At 72.8% G+C, this 20,813-nt stretch carries 17 protein-coding genes and 1 tRNA gene; 13 read left to right on the top strand and 5 right to left on the bottom strand.

Annotated features, from left to right (window positions below; genetic code table 11):
* The coding region (locus tag IEZ03_RS25365) for a penicillin-binding transpeptidase domain-containing protein (protein ID WP_189241237.1) at positions 1-917 on the top strand (917 nt) is incomplete at its 5' end.
* 46 nt (positions 918-963) lie between these two features.
* On the opposite strand, the gene IEZ03_RS25360 is transcribed toward IEZ03_RS25365, so the two are convergent.
* Positions 964-1,344, bottom strand: coding sequence for a DUF8711 family protein (locus IEZ03_RS25360; RefSeq protein ID WP_184887651.1), 381 nt, complete (start codon positions 1,342-1,344; stop codon positions 964-966).
* 310 nt (positions 1,345-1,654) lie between these two features.
* Here IEZ03_RS25360 and IEZ03_RS25355 point away from each other — a divergent pair, with 310 nt between their 5' ends.
* The 3 genes from IEZ03_RS25355 (at position 1,655) to IEZ03_RS25345 (ending at position 6,580) form a co-directional block, all read left to right on the top strand.
* Positions 1,655-5,098, top strand: coding sequence for an SseB family protein (locus tag IEZ03_RS25355; RefSeq protein ID WP_184887653.1), 3,444 nt, complete (start codon positions 1,655-1,657; stop codon positions 5,096-5,098).
* Positions 5,095-5,463 (top strand): UCP033725 family protein, encoded by a 369-nt coding sequence (locus IEZ03_RS25350; protein WP_132054380.1) that lies wholly within the window; start codon positions 5,095-5,097, stop codon positions 5,461-5,463. The genes IEZ03_RS25355 and IEZ03_RS25350 overlap by 4 nt, the downstream gene beginning before the upstream one ends.
* A gap of 130 nt (positions 5,464-5,593) precedes the next feature.
* The gene (locus tag IEZ03_RS25345) at positions 5,594-6,580 is read left to right on the top strand and encodes a hypothetical protein (RefSeq protein ID WP_184887655.1); all 987 of its coding nucleotides are present in this window, start codon (positions 5,594-5,596) and stop codon (positions 6,578-6,580) included.
* Here IEZ03_RS25345 and IEZ03_RS25340 read toward each other — a convergent pair whose 3' ends face one another.
* The gene (locus tag IEZ03_RS25340) at positions 6,581-7,393 is read right to left on the bottom strand and encodes a TrmH family RNA methyltransferase (protein WP_184887657.1); all 813 of its coding nucleotides are present in this window, start codon (positions 7,391-7,393) and stop codon (positions 6,581-6,583) included.
* A gap of 263 nt (positions 7,394-7,656) precedes the next feature.
* Between IEZ03_RS25340 and IEZ03_RS25335 the strand changes: the two genes are divergently transcribed.
* The 3 genes from IEZ03_RS25335 (at position 7,657) to IEZ03_RS25325 (ending at position 13,514) form a co-directional block, all read left to right on the top strand.
* Entirely contained in the window at positions 7,657-9,939 is a 2,283-nt protein-coding gene (locus IEZ03_RS25335; RefSeq protein ID WP_184887659.1) for a substrate-binding domain-containing protein, read from the top strand.
* Between the two features lie 377 nt (positions 9,940-10,316).
* On the top strand, positions 10,317-11,825 hold the full coding sequence (locus IEZ03_RS25330) for an RNA polymerase sigma factor (protein WP_184887661.1): 1,509 nt from the start codon (positions 10,317-10,319) through the stop codon (positions 11,823-11,825).
* A gap of 216 nt (positions 11,826-12,041) precedes the next feature.
* Positions 12,042-13,514 carry an RNA polymerase sigma factor gene (locus tag IEZ03_RS25325; RefSeq protein ID WP_184887663.1) on the top strand — a complete coding sequence of 491 codons (1,473 nt, stop codon included), beginning with the start codon at positions 12,042-12,044 and terminating at the stop codon, positions 13,512-13,514.
* A 78-nt stretch (positions 13,515-13,592) separates the two neighbouring features.
* On the opposite strand, the gene IEZ03_RS25320 is transcribed toward IEZ03_RS25325, so the two are convergent.
* Complete coding sequence (locus tag IEZ03_RS25320) at positions 13,593-14,675, bottom strand: phosphotransferase family protein (RefSeq protein WP_184887665.1); 1,083 nt, start codon at positions 14,673-14,675, stop codon at positions 13,593-13,595.
* Positions 14,676-15,105: 430 nt separating this feature from the next.
* Here IEZ03_RS25320 and IEZ03_RS25315 point away from each other — a divergent pair, with 430 nt between their 5' ends.
* Complete coding sequence (locus tag IEZ03_RS25315) at positions 15,106-15,810, top strand: hypothetical protein (RefSeq protein ID WP_184887668.1); 705 nt, start codon at positions 15,106-15,108, stop codon at positions 15,808-15,810.
* Between the two features lie 34 nt (positions 15,811-15,844).
* Here IEZ03_RS25315 and pdxR read toward each other — a convergent pair whose 3' ends face one another.
* Positions 15,845-17,218, bottom strand: coding sequence for a MocR-like pyridoxine biosynthesis transcription factor PdxR (gene pdxR, locus IEZ03_RS25310; RefSeq protein WP_229808567.1), 1,374 nt, complete (start codon positions 17,216-17,218; stop codon positions 15,845-15,847).
* A gap of 69 nt (positions 17,219-17,287) precedes the next feature.
* On the opposite strand from pdxR, the gene IEZ03_RS25305 reads away from it, so the two are divergent.
* The 3 genes from IEZ03_RS25305 (at position 17,288) to IEZ03_RS25295 (ending at position 18,718) form a co-directional block, all read left to right on the top strand.
* Positions 17,288-17,938: a pyridoxamine 5'-phosphate oxidase family protein gene (locus IEZ03_RS25305; RefSeq protein WP_184887670.1), complete on the top strand. Its 651-nt coding sequence runs from the start codon at positions 17,288-17,290 to the stop codon at positions 17,936-17,938.
* Between the two features lie 53 nt (positions 17,939-17,991).
* Positions 17,992-18,588, top strand: coding sequence for an oligoribonuclease (gene orn / locus IEZ03_RS25300; RefSeq protein WP_132049030.1), 597 nt, complete (start codon positions 17,992-17,994; stop codon positions 18,586-18,588).
* 54 nt (positions 18,589-18,642) lie between these two features.
* Positions 18,643-18,718: transfer RNA gene (locus tag IEZ03_RS25295), tRNA-His, on the top strand.
* Between the two features lie 144 nt (positions 18,719-18,862).
* Here IEZ03_RS25295 and IEZ03_RS25290 read toward each other — a convergent pair.
* On the bottom strand, positions 18,863-19,333 hold the full coding sequence (locus IEZ03_RS25290; RefSeq protein ID WP_184887672.1) for a winged helix-turn-helix transcriptional regulator: 471 nt from the start codon (positions 19,331-19,333) through the stop codon (positions 18,863-18,865).
* A gap of 97 nt (positions 19,334-19,430) precedes the next feature.
* On the opposite strand from IEZ03_RS25290, the gene IEZ03_RS25285 reads away from it, so the two are divergent.
* Together IEZ03_RS25285 and IEZ03_RS25280 are read left to right on the top strand one after the other, a co-directional pair.
* Positions 19,431-19,961 carry a pyridoxamine 5'-phosphate oxidase family protein gene (locus IEZ03_RS25285; RefSeq protein ID WP_184887674.1) on the top strand — a complete coding sequence of 177 codons (531 nt, stop codon included), beginning with the start codon at positions 19,431-19,433 and terminating at the stop codon, positions 19,959-19,961.
* 220 nt (positions 19,962-20,181) lie between these two features.
* A complete protein-coding gene (locus tag IEZ03_RS25280; RefSeq protein ID WP_184887676.1) occupies positions 20,182-20,751 on the top strand; it encodes a response regulator transcription factor in 570 nt (189 codons plus the stop codon).
* The last annotated feature ends 62 nt before the right edge of the window (positions 20,752-20,813 follow it).

Genomic DNA, 20,813 nt, shown 5'->3' with positions numbered 1-20,813 from the left:
ACCTCGTCACCGCCACCCAGAACTCGATCAACACCGCGTACGTGAACCTCGGCCAGGACATCGGCAACGACAAGATCGTCAAGATGGCCGAGAAGATGGGCATCCCCAAGTCGCAGATGAAGCCCGAGCAGCGCAGCGCCGCGACGTTCCCGCTCGGCATCGTGTCGCTGCACCCCGTCCAGCAGGCGGGGGTGTTCGCGACGTTCGCGGCGGAGGGCGTGCACCGGGAGCCGTTCGTCGTCAAGTCCGTCACCGACAACGCCGACCACAAGCGCACCTTCAAGGAGAAGGGCGAGCGGGCGCTCAGCCAGCAGAACGCGCGGGACGCGACGTACGCGATGGAGCAGGTCGTCCGGGGCGGCACCGGGACCGCCGCGCAGCTGTTCGACGGCCGCGACGTCGCCGGCAAGACCGGCACGACCGACGAGGGCCGCGCGATCTGGTTCAACGGCTTCGTCCCGCAGCTGGCCACGTCGGTCGCGATGTTCCGCAGCGACGGCAAGCCGCTGGACATCCCCGGCTACGGCGCGTACGGCGGGGCGCTCCCCGCGCAGATCTGGCGCACCTACATGACCGACGCCGTGAACATCAAGGACTACGAGCCGAAGTCGTTCGGCGCGCCGTCGAGCAGGCCGGGCGGCAGCGTCGGCGGCCCGCGGGACGACGACCGCCCGGACGGGTCGGAACCGCCGCGCACGACCGAGCCGGACGAGCCGCCCACCGACGACCCCGAGGAGCCGGAGATCCCGTCGCCCCCGACGGGCGTGCCGACCCTGCCCCCGACCGAGCCCGGCGGGCCCGGCGGCGACGATCCCGGCGGACCCGGCGGTGGCGGGGACGGCGACGGAGACGGCGGCGGAGGCGGCGGCTCCGGCGGGGGCGGGGGCGGCGGCGGCCGTCCCGGCGCGAGCGGCTGACGCCCCGGCCCGGACGGCGGCCGCCCGGACGGCGGCCTGCGGGACGCTACCCGCAGACCTCGCCGATCCGGGCCGGCGTCTTCGACATGACGGTGTTGAGCTGCGTCACGTCGCCGCCGCCCACGGCCGCGGCGGCGGCGCGGAGCCGGTCCGCCTCGGCGGTGAGGGCCTTCTCCAGGTCGTCGTCGCCGGCCTCCTCCGCGAGCTCGTCGAGGCGTCCGGCGAGCTTCTCGGTTGCCTGCCGCCACTGCGCGGGATCGGCCGCGGGCGCGCTCCTGACCTGCGTCATGTATTGCTGGAACGCCTCTTTGGTATCGGTGCAGACCGGGTCCGGACCGGCGCTCACCACCCCGCACCCGCCGAGCAGCCCGGACGCGCCGAGCACCACCGCGCCCCCGCCCAGCGCCCGCAACACCCCGTAACGCATCGCACCTCCCACTCGCCCCCGCCCGGATCCCTTGACCACGGACCGGTGCCGCATATGTTTCCGCATCGGCCGCGTTCGCGGGGTTCCCGCACTCGGGCGGTTCGGCCCGTTCGCTGTGACGCGTCCCGGGACGGCGGGGTTCGGTGGGGGCGCGCGGCCGCTCCGGCGGCGGCGCCTCCGATCGGCCTCGCGGCGCTGACAGCACGCTGACCTGCGGACTCTTCCGCACAGTCAGGCGAGGGGGCTCTTTGGTCCTGTTCGCCCATGTAGCGTAGGCAGTCGCGCGGGACGAGCACGGAGGAAACAGGGGGTGGCGACCGTGGCCGACGCGTGGCGACCCACGTCGGAACTGGAACACCGGCTGCAGGAGACCGTGCGGGCAGGGGACCAGGAGAGCTACTTCCGCCTCATCGCGGACAGCGAGCTCGTCGTCCCCGTCCCGCCCGACCTGGTGGACGGCATGCTCGCGGGCGAGGCGCAGCCGTCCTGGCCGACCCAGGAGGAGGACGGCCGCGTCCACGTGCTGACCTACACGTCGGCGTCGGCGATGCGCGCCTGCCTCGGCCCGTCCTACCAGCACTTCATGACGGTCCGCTTCGGCGAGATCGCCGAGACGTGGCCCGACGACCGCTGGTGGCTCGCCATCGACGCGCCCGCCCGCGGCGTCCCCGCGGCCCTGCCCATCGAGGCGCGGCTGCCGGCCTGGTTCGTCCGCCAGGTCGCCGGCGGCGACGGCCGCCCGCCCCAGGTCGGGCGCGTGTCCGCCCCCTGGGAGGAGCTCCGCGACCAGCACCGGGACCTGCCGCGCGAGTCCCCCCGGCAGGAGTTCCAGCCCGCCAACGACGTCGAACGCGAACTGCTGCGGGCCGCGGCCAACAACGACCACGACCTCTTCCTGCAGACGCTCGCCGGCACCGACGTGCTCCTGCCCGTCCCGGACGACACCGACTACGCGATGCGCCCGGGCCGCCCCGGCTTCCCCTGGCAGACCCGGGAGGTGGACGGCTCCACCGTCGTCCCCGTCTTCACGTCGCCGGAACGCCTCGTCGAGGCGGCCCGCACCGCCGGGACCGGCACCGAGTACATCAAGCTGCCGTTCACCGTCGCGCTGCGCTACTGGCCGAACCACGACTGGGTGCTGGCGATCAACTCCGGCTCCCCCGCCGGGGGGACCATCCTGGCGCAGCAGCTCCCCGGCCTCGCCACGTGGGCCGACCAGCGCGCCGCCCAGCGCATGACGGACGGCTTCGAACCGCAGAACGACATCGAGGGCCGGCTCTTCGAGGCCGCCCGGCGCCGCGACACCGACGCCTTCTTCAAGATCCTCCTCGGCGCCCAGGTCCTCGTCCCGGCCGACCCGGACACGCCCTGGGGCATCACGCCCGGCGACCCCGGCTTCCCGTGGCGGCCCGTCCCCGTCCACGGCCGGACGTCCATCCAGATCTTCACGTCGCTCAAGTGGATGAACGAGGCCGTCGGCTCGTCCCGCTTCATCATGCCGACCCTGCTGGACATGGTCGCCGCCTGGCCCGACACCGGCTGGAACCTCGTCCTCAACCCCGGCACGCCGATCGACGCGTCCATGCCCGGCGACAAGATCCGCTCCCTCGGCCCCCCGGCGGCGGACCGTGCCACACCCCCCGCCGCGTCCACGCCCCCGCCCCCGGACACCCCCGCCGTCCCGGTGGCCCCCGCCGTCCCCGCCGAGCCCGACACCCCGCACGAAACGGCACAGGACGCCCCCGCGGAAGCACCGGGCGACCCGCTGGGACCGCCCAGCCCCTCACAAACCCACCCCGACACGAGCACGCCGGGCTCCCCCGCCCCGGGCCTTCCGGGGCCGCTGGGCGCTGAAGCATCCGGGATGCCCGACGTCCCAGAACCAGGCAGACCCCCTCAAGACCACCCCCACGCAGGCACGCCGCCGTCCCCCGCTCCGGGGCTGCCAGGCCCGCAGGACGTACAAGCCACGCCCGGAACGGAGAGTGCTCCGGCACCAGGGGGCACACCGCACAGCCACCCCGGAACGGACCCGGCCGGGTCTCCCGCTCCGGGACTCCCAGGCCCCCTGGACCGTCAGGCCGCCCCCGGCCCCACCGACACCCCGGCGCCCGGCGCAGACCCCCAAGACCACACCTACACGGGCACGCCGCCTTCCCCCACACCAACTTCTCCCGCGCCGGGATCGCCGGGGCCGCGGGGCGACCAAGCCACGCCTGGAACCACCGGCACCCCGACACCGGAGACACCGACTCCCCCAGCTGCGGGACTGCCTGATCCGCAGGGCGACCAAGCCATGCACGGGACGGGCGGTCTTCCGGTGCCGGAGAGTCCACCGCACAGCAGTCCCGAAGCGGGCCCGATCGGGTCTCCCGCTCCGGGACTGCCGGGGCCGCAGGACGGTCAAGACGTACCCGGACCCGCCGACGCCCCGGCGCCCGGCGCAATGCCTCAAGAACAGGCACATCCGGGCCCGCCGACGTCCCCCGCGCCGGGAGTGCCCGGCCCACAGGACGTCCAAGCCGCGCCCGGGGGCCGGGCTTCCGGGCTGCCCGGGCCGTGGGGCGGCGATGGTTCGCCGGCCGAGACCGGGGGCCATCCGGAGGAGACGGCTGCGGCCGACGGTCTGCACGCGGGGCCGGAGAGCGAGCCGGGCGGGCCGGATCTGCGCGCCGTGGCCGAGCCCGAGGAGGCGTTCGAGCCGGGCAACCGGATCGACCAGGAGCTGTACGAGGCGACGCTGAGCGGCGACTCGGACGCGTTCCTGCGCGTGCTGCTGAACGCGAACGTCCTCGTGCCGATCCCCGAGGACGCGCCGCTTGAGGTGACGCCCGTCCAGCGGGATTTCCGCTGGGACGCGGCGCTGCGGTCCGAGGGCGCGGTGCAGGTGTTCACGTCGCTGGTGAGGCTGCGCGAGGTGCTGCCCGAGTCCCGGTTCGTGTACGCGGACTTCCGGGAGCTCATCGGCGCGTGGCCCCGCGAGGACTGGACGATGCTCCTGAACCCGGGGACGCGCATAGGGGCGTCCCTGCGCGGTGACCAGGTGCGGGCGCTCAGCGACTGGGCCGTGCGGGTCGGGCTCGTCCCGGCGCGGCCGGAGGTCCCGCTGCCGCCGCCGCGGCCGGAGGCCGTTCCGCAGGCAGTGCCAGAGGCCGTTCCAGAGGCCGTTCCAGAGGTCGGGCCGGAGGCCGCGCCGCAGGCTCCGCCCGCCGACCTGGACGACCGCGTCTCGTCGCCGTCCATCATGCAGAAGGTCGTGCCGCACGGGCACGTCGCCTGGTACCTGGAGCAGGGCTACGACCGGGTCGGGGGGTTCGTCCACTCGACGGGCGACGTCGCCGAACTGCAGACGCCCGTCCAGTTGTACGAGGCGCTGGGCCTCCTCTACGAGGGCTCCCCGTTCACGCCCGGCGACGAGGGCGTGTACGTCATCCGGTGGCCCGCCTACTGTCCCGACCTCTACCGGATCCCGTTCGGGGGACGGGACGAGGACGAGATGGCCACGTGGGGCGACGCCGGCTGGGTGATCGAGCGGCCGCCGTTCCTGGGCACCGGATTCGCGCCGGGCAGCGCCGGGTCGATCCGCGAGTACAAGGTGGACAGCGTCCGCCTCCCGTTCGGGGCGGAGATGTACTACCTCGGCAGGGACCGGTCGGAGCGGTTCATCGCCATGTACGACCCCGACCGGCTCGCCTGGCTGCGGCCGGAGCCGAGCACCGAGACCTGGGACGGGCGGACGGAGGCCGCGCAGTGATCCGCGACGGGTACATCGCGCGGTGGCTCGGCCGGGACTTCGAGGCCGCGCCCGGCGCCGACGGCGAGGTCAGGCTGTACACCCCCGGGCCGACGGACGGCTTCGAGGAACTGCGTCCCGGGCGCTACCGCCGCATCGTCCCCGCGTCCGAGGTGGAGGACCTCCGCTACGTCCGGACGACGTGCCAGTGGCGCGGCGAGCGGTTCGTCATCGTCGGCGAGCACGAGAGCTGGCTGCGGGTCGAGTACACCGGCGGGCGGGCCCCCGTCGCGGAGGGCCTGGGGCTCGATCGAATCGACCAGGGAGTCTGGCAGACATGGGCTCCCAGGTCGGAGGTGGCGGACGTCCGCGAGGAGTTGATCTAGTCGCGGACGGGGGTTGATTTGCCCCGCGAATCCGTGGTCGCATGATTTCCGGGGCCGACCCCCCGGGCAAGGCAGAAGCGCTCAACGGCGACGCGACGGAGGTGCTGCGGCAGTGATCTGCCGACCAGCGGTGAAACCGGTCTTTGTCGGGCTCGGCACGGCCGCCATCCTGGCCGCCGGCGGCGCGTCCGCCGTCGCCGCCGACTCGCCGTCCCCCTCCCCCTCGGACTCGCCCACCACGGAGGAGACGCTCGAGGTGAGCGTCGCGCCGGACGCGTCCACGGTGGACCCCGGCAAGTCCGTGGCGATCACGACGACCGTCAAGGCCGTCGGCGGCGACCTGGCCGACGTCAAGGTCACCAAGATCACCGCGACGCTCAAGGGGGCGACGTTCGCGGGCGACTGCGGGGAGCCCTTCACCGATCCCGAGTGCGGCATCGAGAGCCTCGCCGCCGGCAAGGAGGGGGCGATCGGCTCGACGGTCAACGTCCCCGAAGAGGCCGCCGAGGAGACGACCGAGTTCACGGTCACCGTCACCGTCGACGCCGCGGAACTCGACCCGGCCACCGCGACCACGGTCCTGAAGTACGTGGTCCCCACGCCGACGAAGCCGCCGACGACCACCAAGCCGCCGAGCTCCTCCAAGCCGCCGACCAAGACGCCGACGAAGAAGCCGTCCAAGACGCCGAAGCCCACCGACTCCGCGTCCGGCGGTGACGGCGGGTCCAGCGGCGGCTCCTCCGGCGGATCCGGGAGCGGCTCGGTCACCTCCAACGGCGGGGCCGTCCCGCCGCAGCCGAACTCGTCGTTCGCGCCCCCGGACCCGTCGGTCGCGCTGCCGCCGATCCAGGCGCCGAACCCGTCGGTCGCGCCTTCCCAGGGCGTCGCGCTGACGCCGCAGAGCCGGCTGCAGGGCAACGAGGCGCCCGTCGCGCAGGACCTCACGTTCGAGCGGATGGCCAGCACTCAGGTCGCGTGGCTGGCGGCGCTCCTGGTTGCGTTCTCCCTGCTGCTGACGCAGCTGCGCCTGGGCAGGCGGCGCATCCCGGCCAGGGCGGCGGCCATGCGGGCGAAGGGCGCGCACCGCCGGCCCCGCAAGGGCATGTTCGGCAAGTGATCAGCGGGTGAGCGCGTAGCACGCGATCGCGGCGGCGGCGACCACGTTGAGCGAGTCGACGCCGCGCGCCAGGGCCGCCCCGTCCATCGGTATCCGGACGCGATGGTCGGCCTCGTGCAGCCACCGCGACGACAGCCCGTCCCCCTCCGAGCCCAGCAGCAGCGCCCTGCGCTCCGCGGCCTTCACCTCGTCGATGGGCGTCGCGTCGGCCGCGGGCGTGAGCGCGAGGAGCTCGAAACCGCGCTCGCGAAGCGCGCCGAGCCCGTTGCGCCAGTCGGCCATCCGGGCGTACGGCAGGGCGAACACGGCGCCCATGGACACCTTGACCGCACGCCGGTAAAGGGGATCGGCGCACCGCGGCGCCAACACGGCCGCGTCCACCCCGAGCGCCGCCGCACACCGGAAGATCGCCCCGATGTTGGTGTGGTCGACGATGTCCTCGCAGACGATGACGCGGCGGGCGGTGGTGAGGAGCGTGTCGACGGACGGGAGCGGGAGGCGTTCGAGGGACGCCAGGGCGCCGCGGTGGACCTGGAAGCCGGTGGTCGCCTCCAGGACGTCGTCGTCGGCGAGGTAGACGGGGGCGTCGAGGCCGTCCAGGACGTCGGCGAGGGGTTCGGCCCAGCGGCGGGCCATCAGCAGGGAGCGGACGGGGTGGCCCGCGCCGATCGCGCGGCGGATCACCTTCTCGCCCTCGGCGACGAACAGGCCGTGCTCGGCCTCCAGGCTCTTGCGGAGGTTCACGTCCCGCAGCCGGACGTAGTCCGTGAGGCGCGGGTCGGCGGCGTCGGTGACGGGAACCAGGCGGGCCATGCGCCCAGTCTGCCGTTGAAACCGGGATGGGGCGTCCGGATCCGGCCAACCGCGAGCGGGCCCGTGCAGGTTTCGCGAGACCGTCACGGCGTACCGTTCCGCCCCGTACGCAGGGTGTGGTGATCGGCGGCAATGCCAGGATCGTTGAGACATACGCTCATGACCTGCGTCATTATCAGTTTTGAGTTCTTTGTAACCTCTAGTTCGTACTACTACAGTGCCGTGGGACATCGGCGGGTTTCTGGTGAATCGAGGGCAGGTCCATGAGCGGACGTCATCGCAATGACATCCCCGATGGGGCGGGGGAGGGCGGATACGACCCGTCCCGGCCCGTCTTCGGCCCCGCCAACGACGGGTCTTCGGACTGGTTCGGCGCCAGGGAGAGCCAGGGGCAGCCGCTGGCCCAGCCGCCGGCCGGTCCGCAGGGCGCGCCGCCCGTCCGGGGCGCCGCACCGGGGGCGTCCGGCGAGACGCCGCAGTGGTTCACGCCGCGCCAGTCGGGCGAGCACCCCGGCTACGGCCGCGGCGGGTACGGCGGTGCGCGGGAGGGCGGCGGCCGCCGCTCCGGGGAGCCGATGTCCGGGAACCCCCAGGGCCCGCCGCCCGGCGCCTCCTCGTCTCCGCTGGCCGGGACCGGGTACAGCGAGTACGACTCCATCCGCAGCTCCGACGGCGGCCCGTCCGGGTACTTCGGCGGGCCGGGCGACTCCGGCGGCTACGGCGGCGGGTCCGGCGGGTCCGGTGGCTCGGGCGGTTCGGGCGGCTCCGGTGGCTACGGCGGCGAGTCCGGCGGCTACGAGTACGGGCGCCGCAAGCGCAAGCGCAACGCGACCGCGCTGATCGGGCCGATGGCCGGCGCCGTGGGCCTGGCGCTGCTGCTGGGCGTCGGCGTGTACGCGTTCGCCGAGAGCGGCGGCTGCACCGGCGACGACGCGCTGAGCCTGTCGGTCGCGGTGGCGCCCGACATCGCGCCGGTCGTGGAGAAGGCCGCCAAGCGCTTCAACGACGGCTCGCACGAGACGGACGGCAAGTGCGTCCGGGCCACGGTGAAGAAGGTCGAGCCGTCGTCGGTGTCGACGCTGATCTCCGGGCAGGGCGTGGCGAACGCGGCGAACGAGCGCCCGGACGTGTGGATCCCCGACTCGTCGCTGTGGATCTCGCTGGCGCAGGCGGGCGGCGACGGCAAGAAGAACGACGTCGTGCCCACCAAGACCTCGGTGGCGACGAGCCCGATCGTGGTGGGCCTGCCGCAGACGCTCGCGGAGCAGCTGAAGAAGCAGGGCATCACCGCCAGCCCGTCCTGGGACAACCTCCTCAAGGCCGCCGGCGGCACCGCGGGCGGCGCGGTCACCAAGAACCAGATGATCCCGGCCGGCACGGTGCGGCTGGTCGTCCCCGACCCGATGCGGAACGCGGCGGGCATGGGCTCGCTGATGGTCACCAGCACGCTGCTGGCGAACGACCCCAACCGGGACTCGATCTTCACCGGCATCGTGCGGACCGTCCGGGAGAGCACCGTCCCCTCGGTCGACGCGCAGTTCGAGGCCTTCAACAAGGGCGGCGGCGGCAAGAAGCCGATCTCCCTGTCGTCCGAGCAGGCGCTGTGGAGCTACAACCGGACCAAGCCGCAGGAGCCGGCGGTCGCGCTGTACCCGCTCGAGGGCACGCTGTCGATGGACTACCCGTTCACCGTCACCAGCAAGGACGCCGCTAAGCAGCGGGGCGCCCGCCTGCTGGAGAAGGCGATGAGCACCGAGGCCACCCGCAACGACGTCCACGAGATGGGCTTCCGCACCCCGGACGGCAAGGCGCCGGAGGGCTTCGACCAGAAGACCGGCGTCAGCCCGGCCCGGCCGCGGCAGCTGCCGATGCCGAAGAGCGAGGACGTCGCGAAGATCATGCAGGCGTGGTCGAAGCTGTCGCTCGGGCTGCGCATGCTGACGCTGCTCGACGTGTCCGGCTCGATGCTGGAGAAGGTCGCGCCGAACTCGAACGTCAACCGGCTGCAGGCCATCGCCCAGATCTCGCAGGGCGGGCTGAGCATGATGTCGGACGACACCGAGCTCGGCCAGTGGCTGTTCTCGACGAACATGGACGGGGACCTCCCCTACAAGACGTCGGTCCCCATCGGCCCGCTGGGCGAGCGGATCGGGTCCAACACCCGGCGCGGCCTCGTCCTGTCGACGCTCAACTCGATGCAGCCGAAGCCGAACGGCGACACCGGGCTGTACCGGACGATGCTCGCCGCGTACAAGATGATGAACGACACCTACAAGCCGGAGTTCGGCAACTCGATCCTGCTGCTGACGGACGGGAAGAACGACGACGACGGCGGCCCCTCGCTCAAGACCACGCTCGACAAGCTCAAGAGCATGCAGGACCCGAACAAGCCGATCCAGGTCAACATGATCGGGTTCGGCCAGGGCGTGGACGTCAACGAGCTGCAGCAGATCGCGGACGCGACCAACGGCACCGTCCAGGTCGCGCAGACCCCGGAGGAGATCAAGAAGATCTTCCTCAAGGCGCTGTCCCGCCGCATCCAGTGACCCGCAACATCCAGTGACCGGCACCCCATGACGCATCCGGATGATCAGCCAAACGTGATCATCCGGATGCGTCAGGTAGTTCTTGATTTTTCCTGGAGTTCCGTGTCAACCAAGGGCCGCACCCGGCCGTCCAACCTGGTGGAGGCCCGACGGGGAGCGGGGCCGTCGGGCCTCCGACCGCCTTCCCTCCCTGGCCCGTGACGGGGAAGCGAGCCGTCTCGGACGGCCGGCCGATCAGGGGGTCGCCCGGAGCACCGGGCGAAACGGCACTCCGCCGCCCACCGGCGACGGAGGAGCGCATAAGCTCCCAATCGGATCTTCCAGACGTCCCCGACGACGCGGACGAGGAATCTGAACACAGCCCGCGGGAGGACCTTGTGTCCGGTTGGCCCAGTTTCGATCGCGCCGACGACGAGCGCCTGGCGCGGACTCTGGCCGCGGGGGACGCGAGCGCGCTCATCCAGGTCATGGACCGCTACGCGGCCCGCCTGTACGACTACTGCCACGCGCTGCTGCGCGACCAGGAGCAGGCGGCGGGCGCGCTCCACGACGCGCTCATCGCCGCCTACGCGCACGTGCCGGTCCTGCGCGAGCCCGACCGCTTCCGCGGCTGGCTGTACGCGCTCGTCCGCAAGGAGTCCATGCGGCGCCTCCGCGACCCGGAGCGGCCCGCCGAGCGGCACGAGGCCCCGGAGGTCGAGGAGGGCTTCCTGGACGGCGCGGAACTCGCCAAGCGGCTGGAGGTGCGCCAGCTCGTCCACAGCGGCCTGGCGGCCCTGCGCGGGCGCGAGCGCGAGGCGCTGGACCTCATGCTGCGGCACGGCCTGGACGCCGGGGAGGTCGGCGGCGTCCTCGGCATGGACGCGCACGAGGCCGCCGACCTGACCGGCCGGGCCCGCGCCCGCCTCGACGCCGCGCTCACCGCCGCGCACATCGTGCGGAACGGCGGCGGCTGCCCGGAGGCGGCGGCGATCGCGGACGAGGGCGGCTGGCCGCTCCCGCCCCCGGCCGTCCGCTCGCTGGCCGGGCACATGGAGTCGTGCCCGGCGTGCGCGCCGCAGCGCGACCGGCCGCTGTCCGCGGCGCGGCTGCTGCAGGTGATGCCCGTCGCGACGATGCCGACCGACCTGCGCGGCCACGTCATGGCCACCGCCACCGATCCGTCACTGGCCGGCGACCTGGACCACATCGCCTACCAGGCCGGGCCGTTCGACACCTGGGGCTGGCCGATCGACGAGGACGAGACGCCGGCGCAAGCCGGTCCCCGCCGGGGTGCCCCGCGCGCGCTCTGGCCCGTGCTCGCCGCCGTCGCCGCCGTGGTGCTGATCGTGGCGGGGGCGTTCTTCATCATGCCGGGCTCGCCCACCGGCGGGACGGAGGCCCAGGACTCCCCCGGGCCCGCCACGTCGGCGCCCGACTCGGCCACGCCGAGCGAGTCCGAGGAGCCCACGGAGTCACCGACGCCCACGGAGAGCAGCACTCCGACGCCCACCCCGTCCACGACGACCCCGACGCCGACGCCGACCCGGACGCGGTCGGCCCGGCCGTCCAGCCCGCGGCCGAGCACGACGCGCCCGAGCACCGGAACCCTGCAGGTCGGCGGCGGGGCCTGCAATCTCAGCGGCCCTGCCGACTCATGCGTGTTCCCAGTGCGCGCCGTCGGCGGACCTGTCAGCTGGTCGGCATCGGCCGGGGCGCCCCTCAGCGCGAACGGAGGCGGCACGCTGTCCAATGGCCAGCCGGGCGTCGCCACGGTACGTCTCGCCCCGAATTGCGAAGGGGAGGGCGTCGGAGCCGTTACTTTCTCCCCGGGCGGGACCAGCAGAGCTGTGTCTTGGACGTGCGGAGGAGGCGGAGGCAACGACGGGGGCGGCCCAGGCCGCTGATCCTAAAACGTGATCTATATCACATTTTGTAGGACCGAAAGCTGGTCGACTAGGCCAAACGGCCACAATGTGTACCGATTCCGTCACGGACTTCACCGCGTCCGGGAGAAATCTCAGCGACTTGGTGGCAAGATCAGGCAACCAGAGCGGGCCGGCAGGCGTCGGCGCTCCCCGGGGGTTTGACCGACGACACCGAATTCGACTGGGAGGGTTCCCGTGGCCGGTGAGCCAGGGCCCGGGCAGAACGACGACGTCAGGCTGGCGAACGCGCTGCGGGCCGGGGACGTCATCGCGCTGACCGAGGTCTACGACACCTACGCGCCGTTCCTCTACGACTACTGCCACGGGCTGCTCCGCGACCGCGTGGAGGCGGCCGGGGCACTGCGCAACGCCTTCATCGCGGCCCGCGAGCACATCGACCGGCTCACCGAGCCGGAGCGGCTGCGCGGCTGGATGTACGCGATCGCCCGCAAGGAGGCGATGCGGCGCCGCGACAGCCCCAACCGGCACACCGGGCAGGAGGCGCCCGAAGCCGACGACGAGCTGACCCAGGAGCAGCTCGTCCGGCGCGAGGAGCGCCGGCTCCTCGCGCACAGCGCGCTGGCCGCGCTCAACGGGCGGCAGCGCGAGGCGATCGACCTGCTGGTGCGGCACGAGCTGGACGAGGTCGACCTGTGCGGCATCCTCGGGATCCCGCTGGAGGAGACGCTCGCGCTCGTCGAGCGGACCCGCGAGGACCTCGCCGCCTCGCTGCACGCGGCCCTCATCGCGCAGAACCACTGGGAGGACTGCCCCGGCGTGGGGGCGCTGACCGAGTCGTGGCCGCTGCCCCCGCAGGCCGCGGCGGCGCTCGTGCGCCACGTGGCGAACTGCCCGGCGTGCGCGGAGCGCCAGACGCCGCCGCTGCCGCCCGACCGGCTGCTGTCGGTGCTGCCGATCGCGGCGATCCCCGCGGACCTGCGGCTCGACGTGCTGACCGCCGCGACCGCCGAGGACCGCGCGGGCAACCGCCGCGCCATCGCCGCTTGGACCGAGCCATTCGACGAGTACGGCTGGCCGCTCCCCTACCAGCCGACGCCGACGCGCGTCCGCGAGCGCCCGGCCCGGCGGCGCGGCCCCCTCGTCGCGGCCCTGGCCGTGGCGGTCGGAGTCGTGGTGCTGTCGGCGGGGGCGGTGTCGGCGTTCGGCGGCGACGGGACGAGCACGTCCGCGGGAGGCCCGGCGGCCGCCGACAGCAGCGAGCCGGTGCCCTCGGGGCAGCCCGAGCCGACGCCGACCGACCCGTCGCCCACGGTCACGTCGCCGTCCCCGACCCGGACGAAGTCGCCGTCGAAGACGCCCTCGCCGACCGCCACGCCGACCCGGACGGCGACGACCCGGCCGCCGCTGCGGCCGCCGCCGTCGGACACCGACGAGCCCGAGCCCCCGAAGCGCGGCGAACTGTCGGTGGATGGCTGCGGCATGGGCACCCGCGAGTCGTGCTCCATCCGGATCACCGCCGTGGGCGGGGCTGTGACCTGGCGGGTGACCGGCACGTCCGGTGAGTTGACCGCGGGCGGGGCCGGGCGCCTGGCGGCCGGCGCGTCCGCGAGCGTGACCGTCCGCCGCACGAACGTGTTCTGCTTCGGCGGCAGGACCGGGTCGGTCTCCTTCTCGCCGGGCGGCTCCGCCCGCGTCTCGTACTGCTGAGGCGCCCCCTCCGGGGGCGCCCCGCTCAGCTCGTCGCGGTCAGATGGTGCCGGTGTCCGTCAGATGGTGCCGGTGTCCTCAGATGGTGCCGGTGTCCAGGGTGCGGTGCGCCCGGTTCAGCAGGACGGGGACGCCGGCGCCGATCTGGTCGAACCCCTCGCCGACGGTCGCCTTCTGCAGGAAGCGCGCGTGGATGCCCTCAAGGATCACCGCGAGTTTGAAGCAGGCGAACGCGACGTAGAAGTCGAGGTCGGCGAGGTCGTAGCCGGTCAGCTCCGCGTACCGCCCGATGAACTCGCTCCGGGTGTAGAAGCCCGGCGCCGAGGTGATCGTGGCGCCGACGGGCAGCTTGTCGGCGTCGGCGGCCTCGGCCCAGTAGACGAGCGTCAGCCCGAGGTCGGACAGCGGGTCGCCGAGCGTCGACATCTCCCAGTCGACCACGGCGGCGATCTCCGGCTTGGGCTCCAGCCTCGCGAGCGCGTTGTCGAGCCGGAAGTCGCCGTGGACGAGGCGCGCCGGAGCGTCGGCCGGCAGCCGGTCGGCGAGCCTGGCCACGAGCCGGTCGTACTCGGGCAGGTCACGGGTGGTGCCGGTGGCGCGGATGGCCTCCTGGGAGCCGTCCCACTGCTTGCCCCAGCGCTTGAGCTGCCGCGCCATGTAGCCGCTCGGCCGGCCGAAGTCCTCCAGGCCGACGGCCTTCACGTCGACGGTGTGGATGGCGGCGAGCGCCTCCGCCAGCGCCTCGCTGAGGCCCCGCGCCTGCTCGGGCGTCATGCCGTCGGCGTCCTCGCGGTTCCGCAGGACGCGCCCCTCGACGTAGTCCATGAGGTAGAAGCGCGCGCCGATGACGTCCTCGTCGTCGCAGAACGCCAGCGTCCGCGGCACCGGGACCGCCGTGCCGTCGCCGAGCGCGGTCAGCACGCGGTACTCGCGTCCCATGTCGTGGGCCGTCGGAAGGACGTGCCCGAGCGGCGGCCTGCGCAGCACGATGCGGCGGCCGCCGTCCAGGGTGATCCCGTAGGTGAGGTTCGAGCGGCCGCCGGCGATCAGGTCGATCGCGCCGATGCGTCCCGTACCGGGCAACTCGCGGGCGAGCCAGTCCGCCAGGCGGGGGACGTCGATGCCGGGGACCCCGGAGGGAAGCTCTGCGTCAACGGTCATGACGCCCTATTAGAACGCGACTCGGTCCATGCTGTGAACCCCACCCGGGTACCTGCCGTCCGCGCGGTGAAACACTCCGGCCACTTCCGGCCGATTTGCAGGGAGGCTTCACCGGGCGTCCAGCATGCCGCTGACCTGCGACGACGCCCCGGCATCCGCCGGAGAACGGCCGATTGGCTGAGACTCCCAGAGGAGAACGAGAACGCCAGGTGCAAGCGGAGGAGCCCCGGGGTACGGGTCTGCGACGACAGCCGAGCAGTGTGCACCTACCTCGCCCGGAGGTCAGAGCCGTCATTCCCGGCCCATGACGGCAGGCTGGACTTTATACGTCCTGCTGGGCTATGAGAGTAGGACTAGACCATTCGGGACTAGACCGCCCGATTGGGGGGGACACACCGTGGCAGACGCATGGCTGCCGGGAGCCGGCCGCATGCCGGCGCGACAGGACGGCGGAGCTCTGCGAGGAGGTGCTCCCCGGGTCGTCTGGTGCGTCGGCGAGCACGATCCGCGCACCGTCTCCGCCCGCTCGGCGGCCGCCGACCTCCTGAAGGACGACCGGCCGCCGCACCTGGTCTGGCATCCCGGCACCGGCGACATCGTCCAGCTCCTGCCCGTCACCCGCGCCGCCCGGCTGCTCGGCGGGCGCGTCGGCCGGGAGGGCCGCGTCTGCGTGCAGATCATGGTCGTCGGCCAGTCCCGGGCGCCGTTCACCGGCACGCTGCTCACCGGCGTCGACGCGATCGTCCAGTGGCTGGACACGTGGGGCGTCCCGCGCCGCTGGCCCGCCGGGCCGCCGCTGCCGTCGCCGCAGTCGTACCACGCGCGGCGCGGCCGCAAGGACTGGGCGCGCGGCGGGCACTACGGGGCGTCCCAGGTGCCGCTCGTCGACCGCCCGGACCCCGGCGCCATCGACATCCGCCGCATCACCGGGCCCGACACCCCGGTCGCCCCCATCCCGAAGCCGCGCGCGCCCCTCTCCGAGGGCGCGACCCCGCCGCACCTTCTTCCGCGGCCGCCGCGCCCGCAGGAGCCGGTCCGCCCGCCGCAGACCGATCCGCCGTCGGGGCGTCCCGCTCCGCTGCACCCGGCCCCGGAACCCGTTCCGGTCGGGCCGTCGTCCGCGATGTCCAACTGACCCTCCTTTTCCCGGTCGTCCCCCCGTCTCCGGCTCAGCCCGCCCGCGCGAGCCGGCGGACGATCTCGCAGCCCTTCCGGAGCTGCGCGCGGCTCGCGGCCGAGCCGTACCCGATCACCAGGCCGGACGCCCGCGGCGCGCCCGCGTGATGGCGGTCGAGCGTCTCCACCAGCACGCCCCGCTCCCGCGCCGCCCGGACGATCCGTCCCGCCACCTCCGCCGGGACGTCCGCCACGAGGTGCAGCCCGGCCGTGTCGCCGCGCAGCGGCAGCCCGTCCAGCGCCTGGACGACCACGTCGCGGCGCCGCGCGTACTCCGCGCGCATCCGGCGGACGTGCCGGTCCACGTCCCCGCGTTCCAGGAGGAGCCGCAGCGCGTCCTGCGGCACGACCGCCGTCCGGTCGTTCAGCTCCCTGCGGCACCGCGCGATCCGCCCCACCAGGCCGGGACGGGCCACGAGCCAGCCGACCGCCAGGTCCGCGGTGAGGATCTTGGCGGTCGTGCCGAGGTAGACCACGACGTCCGGGTCCAGGCCGTAGAGGGCGGGCAGCGGCGCGACGTCGTAGCGGAACTCGCCGTCGTAGTCGTCCTCGGCGACGAGCGCCCCGTTGCGCCGCGCCCACGCCAGCAGGGCCTGGCGGCGCGGCACCGGCAGGACGCCGCCCATCGGGAACTGGTGCGAGGGCGTCGTGTAGACGAGGCGCAGGCCGTCGGGCAGGCCGTCGACGATGAGGCCGTGCTCGTCGACCGGGCAGGGCACCAGCTCGGCGCCGCGCCCGGCCAGCACGGCCCGCGCCCGCCGGTACCCGGGCTCCTCCACCCCGACCCGGTCGCCCGGACGCAGGACCGTCGCCGCCAGCAGATCGAGCCCGTTCGTCGCGCCCCGCGTGACAAGGAGCCCGTCCGCACGGCACGCCACCCCTCGGCTGCGCCGAATGTAGTCGGCCAGCGCGACACGGAGCCCGGGCAGGCCGTGCGGGTCCTGGCGCTGCTCGGGCGGCATCCCTGACGCGATGCGCCACGCGCGCCGCCACGCAGGGGTGTCGAGTGCCCCGACCCAGGCGGCACCTGGCCTCAGGTCGATCTCGCCTGGGCCCGCCGTCCTGAACACCGTCTCGATCGTGACCGGGCCTGGGTCGAGTGCGGGCGGGGCGGCGACGCCTTCGGTCACGTACGTCCCCGACCCGTGGCGGCCTTCCAGCCAGCCCTCCGCGTACAACTGCTCGTACGCCTCGGTCACGACCGTGCGGCTCACCCCGAGGACCCCGGCCAGCGCCCGGCTCGCGGGCAGCCGCTCACCGGCGGCCAGCCGCCCCTCCCCCATCGCGGCGCGCAACTGGGCGACGAGCTGGGCGCTCAGCGGCAGGCCGGCGTCCCGGTCGACGGTGAGGGGCAGGTCTACCGACAAAGTGGTCTCCCGATATCCGCACTAAGTGGCCCTACCGGCCAGGCCACTCTGTTCCTAGCGTAAACGTCCATGACCGCACTCTCCACGACCGGCCGGACCCGGCTGGGCAGAAACCCCGACCGCGGCCGCAGCGACCGCTCCGTCCTCTACGAGATCCTCGACGCCGGCCTGATCTGCCACCTCGGCCTGATCGTCGACGGCTCGCCCCGCGTGCTCCCCACCGGCTACGGGCGACTCGGCGACACCCTCTACGTCCACGGCTCGACGGGGGCGAGCAGCCTGATGGCCGGGCCGTCCCAGGACGTCTGCGTGACCGTCACCCACCTCGACGGGATCGTCATCGCCCGGTCCCTGTTCCACCACTCCGTCAACTACCGCAGCGCCGTCATCTTCGGGACGCCCCGGAGCCTCACCGACCCGGACGAGAAGCTGGCGGGCATCCGCGCCATCACTGAGCGACTGGCCCCCGGCCAATGGGACGTGGCGCGCCTGCCCACCCGCAAGGAACTCGCGGCCACCTCGGTCCTGGCGATCCCGCTGGAGGAGGCGTCCGTCAAGATCCGCCAGGGTCCCCCGAGCGACGACGACGAGGACTACGCGCTCGACCTATGGGCGGGCGTCCTCCCCGTCCACCAGACTTTCGGCGCCCCGTCCCCCGACCCTGCCCTGCGTCCCGGCATTGCCGTTCCTGGCCACATCTCCCACCGTGTGACCTCCTGATTCGATATGGCTCAGTGCCCCGCGCAGTCGTCCATGGCCGTAGGGTGAAGCACATGAACGAGCGGCTGGTCTGGATTGACTGCGAGATGACTGGACTCGACCTGCGCAACGACGCGCTCATCGAGATAGCCGCACTGGTCACCGATAGCGAGCTCAACATCCTCGACGAGGGCGTCGACGTCGTCATCAAGCCCCCGCAGGAGTCCATCGCGCAGATGTCGCAGGTCGTCCGCGACATGCACACGACGTCCGGCCTCCTGGAGGCCCTCCCCGGCGGCGTCACCCTCGCCGAGGCCGAGGACACCGTCCTCAAATACATCAAGGGCCACGTCAAGGAAGCCAAGAAAGCCCCCCTCTGCGGCAACTCCATCGCGACGGACCGCTCGTTCCTCGCCCGCGACATGCCGACCCTCGACGGCCACTTGCACTACCGGATGGTGGACGTCTCGTCCATCAAAGAACTGGCCCGCCGCTGGTATCCGCGCGTCTACTTCGCCAGCCCCGAGAAAAAGGGCGGCCACCGGGCCCTCGCCGACATCACCGAGAGCATCCAGGAACTGCGCTACTACCGCGCCGCCGTCTTCGTCCCCCAGCCCGGCCCGGACTCCGAGACCGCCCGCGCCGTCGCCGCCAAGGTCGCCTCAGGCTGACCCACGCCTCCGGAGCCGCTACACTACTGGGAGCCGGGTGCGTTCCCGGCCACGGTGGGTGTAGCTCAGCTGGCAGAGCACTTGGTTGTGGTCCAAGATGTCGGGGGTTCAAGTCCCCTCACTCACCCCAGGCTAGAAACAGCAGACGCCCTGGTCACCGCAAGGATGACCAGGGCGTCTCTGCGTCCTACGCCAGGCTCCCGCGCTCGGATGTCCGATTCTGGGAGCAATCTGGGAGTGATCTTCTACTTCCGCGGGCTTGAGCACGGTGCCTTCAGTCCGTGAGTTGGAGTGCCGGCCGCTCGCCGCGAGCGCGGTGACGCGCCCGCGCACCGAGGTGGGCCTCCCTGAGGTCGTCCATGAAAGCCTCCCGCAGCGGTCGCCCGCCCTGGTCGAGCGTCTCGGCGTGGCGACTGAGCCGATCGTCGGCACCCAGTTCGCGATGCCCCCAGACGCCGAGCTGGACGAGCACGGGAACCAGGGCGATGGAGCGCTCGGTGAGGCTGTAGATCACCTTCTGCTTGTGGGCGGGGTCCTCGCTTCTGGTGAGCAACCCGGCGTCGGTGAGGCTGCGAAGGCGTTCGGCGAGGACCTTCGTCGAGATGCCCTCGTCCGAGGCGAGCAGCTCTCGGTAGTGCCGCTTGCCGGCGAACATGATGTCGCGGAGGACCAGCAGTGACCAGCGGTCCCCGAGCACCTCGACCGCCAGGTTGACCGGACATTCGGAGCGGTTCGCGGCTGCCATTCATGCTTCCTTTGACACACTGGTTGCTTTTCTGAAGCACTCTACCGTAGGCTCAACTGCTGTTGAAAAGTAAGCAGTTGTGGACGGGGGAGGCAGCATGGCACAGCGAGCACCGGTGGCAGAGGCGCTCACACCCACCGGCAAGGGCACCGACGTGACACCCGGGGCCGATGTCCTGGACTGGTCCGAGGTGGAGCGCCGCTTCACCCGGGACGGCTGGCGCTGGCTGGCGACGGTGCGCCCGGACGGGGCACCGCACGTCATGCCTGTTTTCGGTGTGTGGTCGGAGTCGGTTCTGTTCATCGCGTCCAAGGCCACCGCGCGCAAGAGCCGCAACCTAGACGCGGATGGGCGCTGCGTCCTGTCCACCGACGTCGAAGGCGCGCATCTGATCGTCGAGGGCGAGGCGAGCCAGGTCCTGGATGAGGAGACGCTCACGCGCGCCTCCGGCGCGTTCGAGCGGGTCTACGGGTGGCCGACCACGATCGCCGACGCCGAACTCGACGCCGACTACGGCGCGCCGACCTCTGGCGGCCCCCCATACCGCGTCTACCAGATCCGGCCGAGCAAGGTGTTCGCCCTGCCGTCGGCGGCGGACTTCATGCCCACCCGCTGGCGCTTCACCTGACGGGCATCTCACGCTGCCCGTCGGCACAGGTCACGCGGCGCGGCACGCTTTCCGCGGCCCCTGTCGTGGTCCAAGACGTCGGGGTTCAAGTCCCCTTACTCACCCTTTGAGCGAGGCCCCGATCCGGCGACCGGGGCCTTTCGCCGTCTCCATCGACTCTGGAAGATCGGGCCGTTATGCTCCGACCCTATAAATGTCAACGACAGGTCAAGGGCAACGGATGAGCGTCGACGAGACGGCCCCCCTGCGCGTCCTCGTGGTGGACGGCGACCCCCGGATCCGAGCGGACACGATCACCCTCCTCGACGCCAGCGACGAACTCCGCGTCGTCGCCGACGCCCCCGACTCCGCGGCGGCCCTCCCGCTGGCCGAACGCCTGCGGCCCGACATCGTCCTCCTCGACGCCGCGTCGGCCGAGCACGCCAAGCCCCTCAGCAGGACCTCCCGCGTCTTCGTCCTCGCCGGGCCCGATGACCCCGCCGTCCAGGACGCCCTCCACGCCGGCGCCTGCGGCCACCTCGTCCCCGGCTCCTTCACCGCCCCCGACCTCATCCGCGGCGTCCGCCAGGCGTCCCGCACCACCCTCGGCCTGTCCGCCCGCGAGTCCGAGGTCATGGACCTCATCGCCACCGGCCGCTCCAACGGCGAGATCGCCCGGCAGCTCTTCCTCAGCGAGAAGACCGTCAAGAACCACGTCAACCGCATCTACGCCAAGCTCGGCGTCAGCTCCCGCGCCACCGCCATCGCCCTCTGGCGCGGCATGGTGAGCGTCCTCCCCGCCCGCGACTAAACGATTCGCACAGGTCCATCGCTCCTGATACTGTTCTTCCTGTCGCAAGGGCCCCGGCCGAG

It is taken from the genome of Actinomadura livida (genome assembly GCF_014648675.1).
Classification (GTDB): domain Bacteria; phylum Actinomycetota; class Actinomycetes; order Streptosporangiales; family Streptosporangiaceae; genus Spirillospora; species Spirillospora livida.
This window is presented reverse-complemented; position numbering and strand designations above follow the sequence as displayed.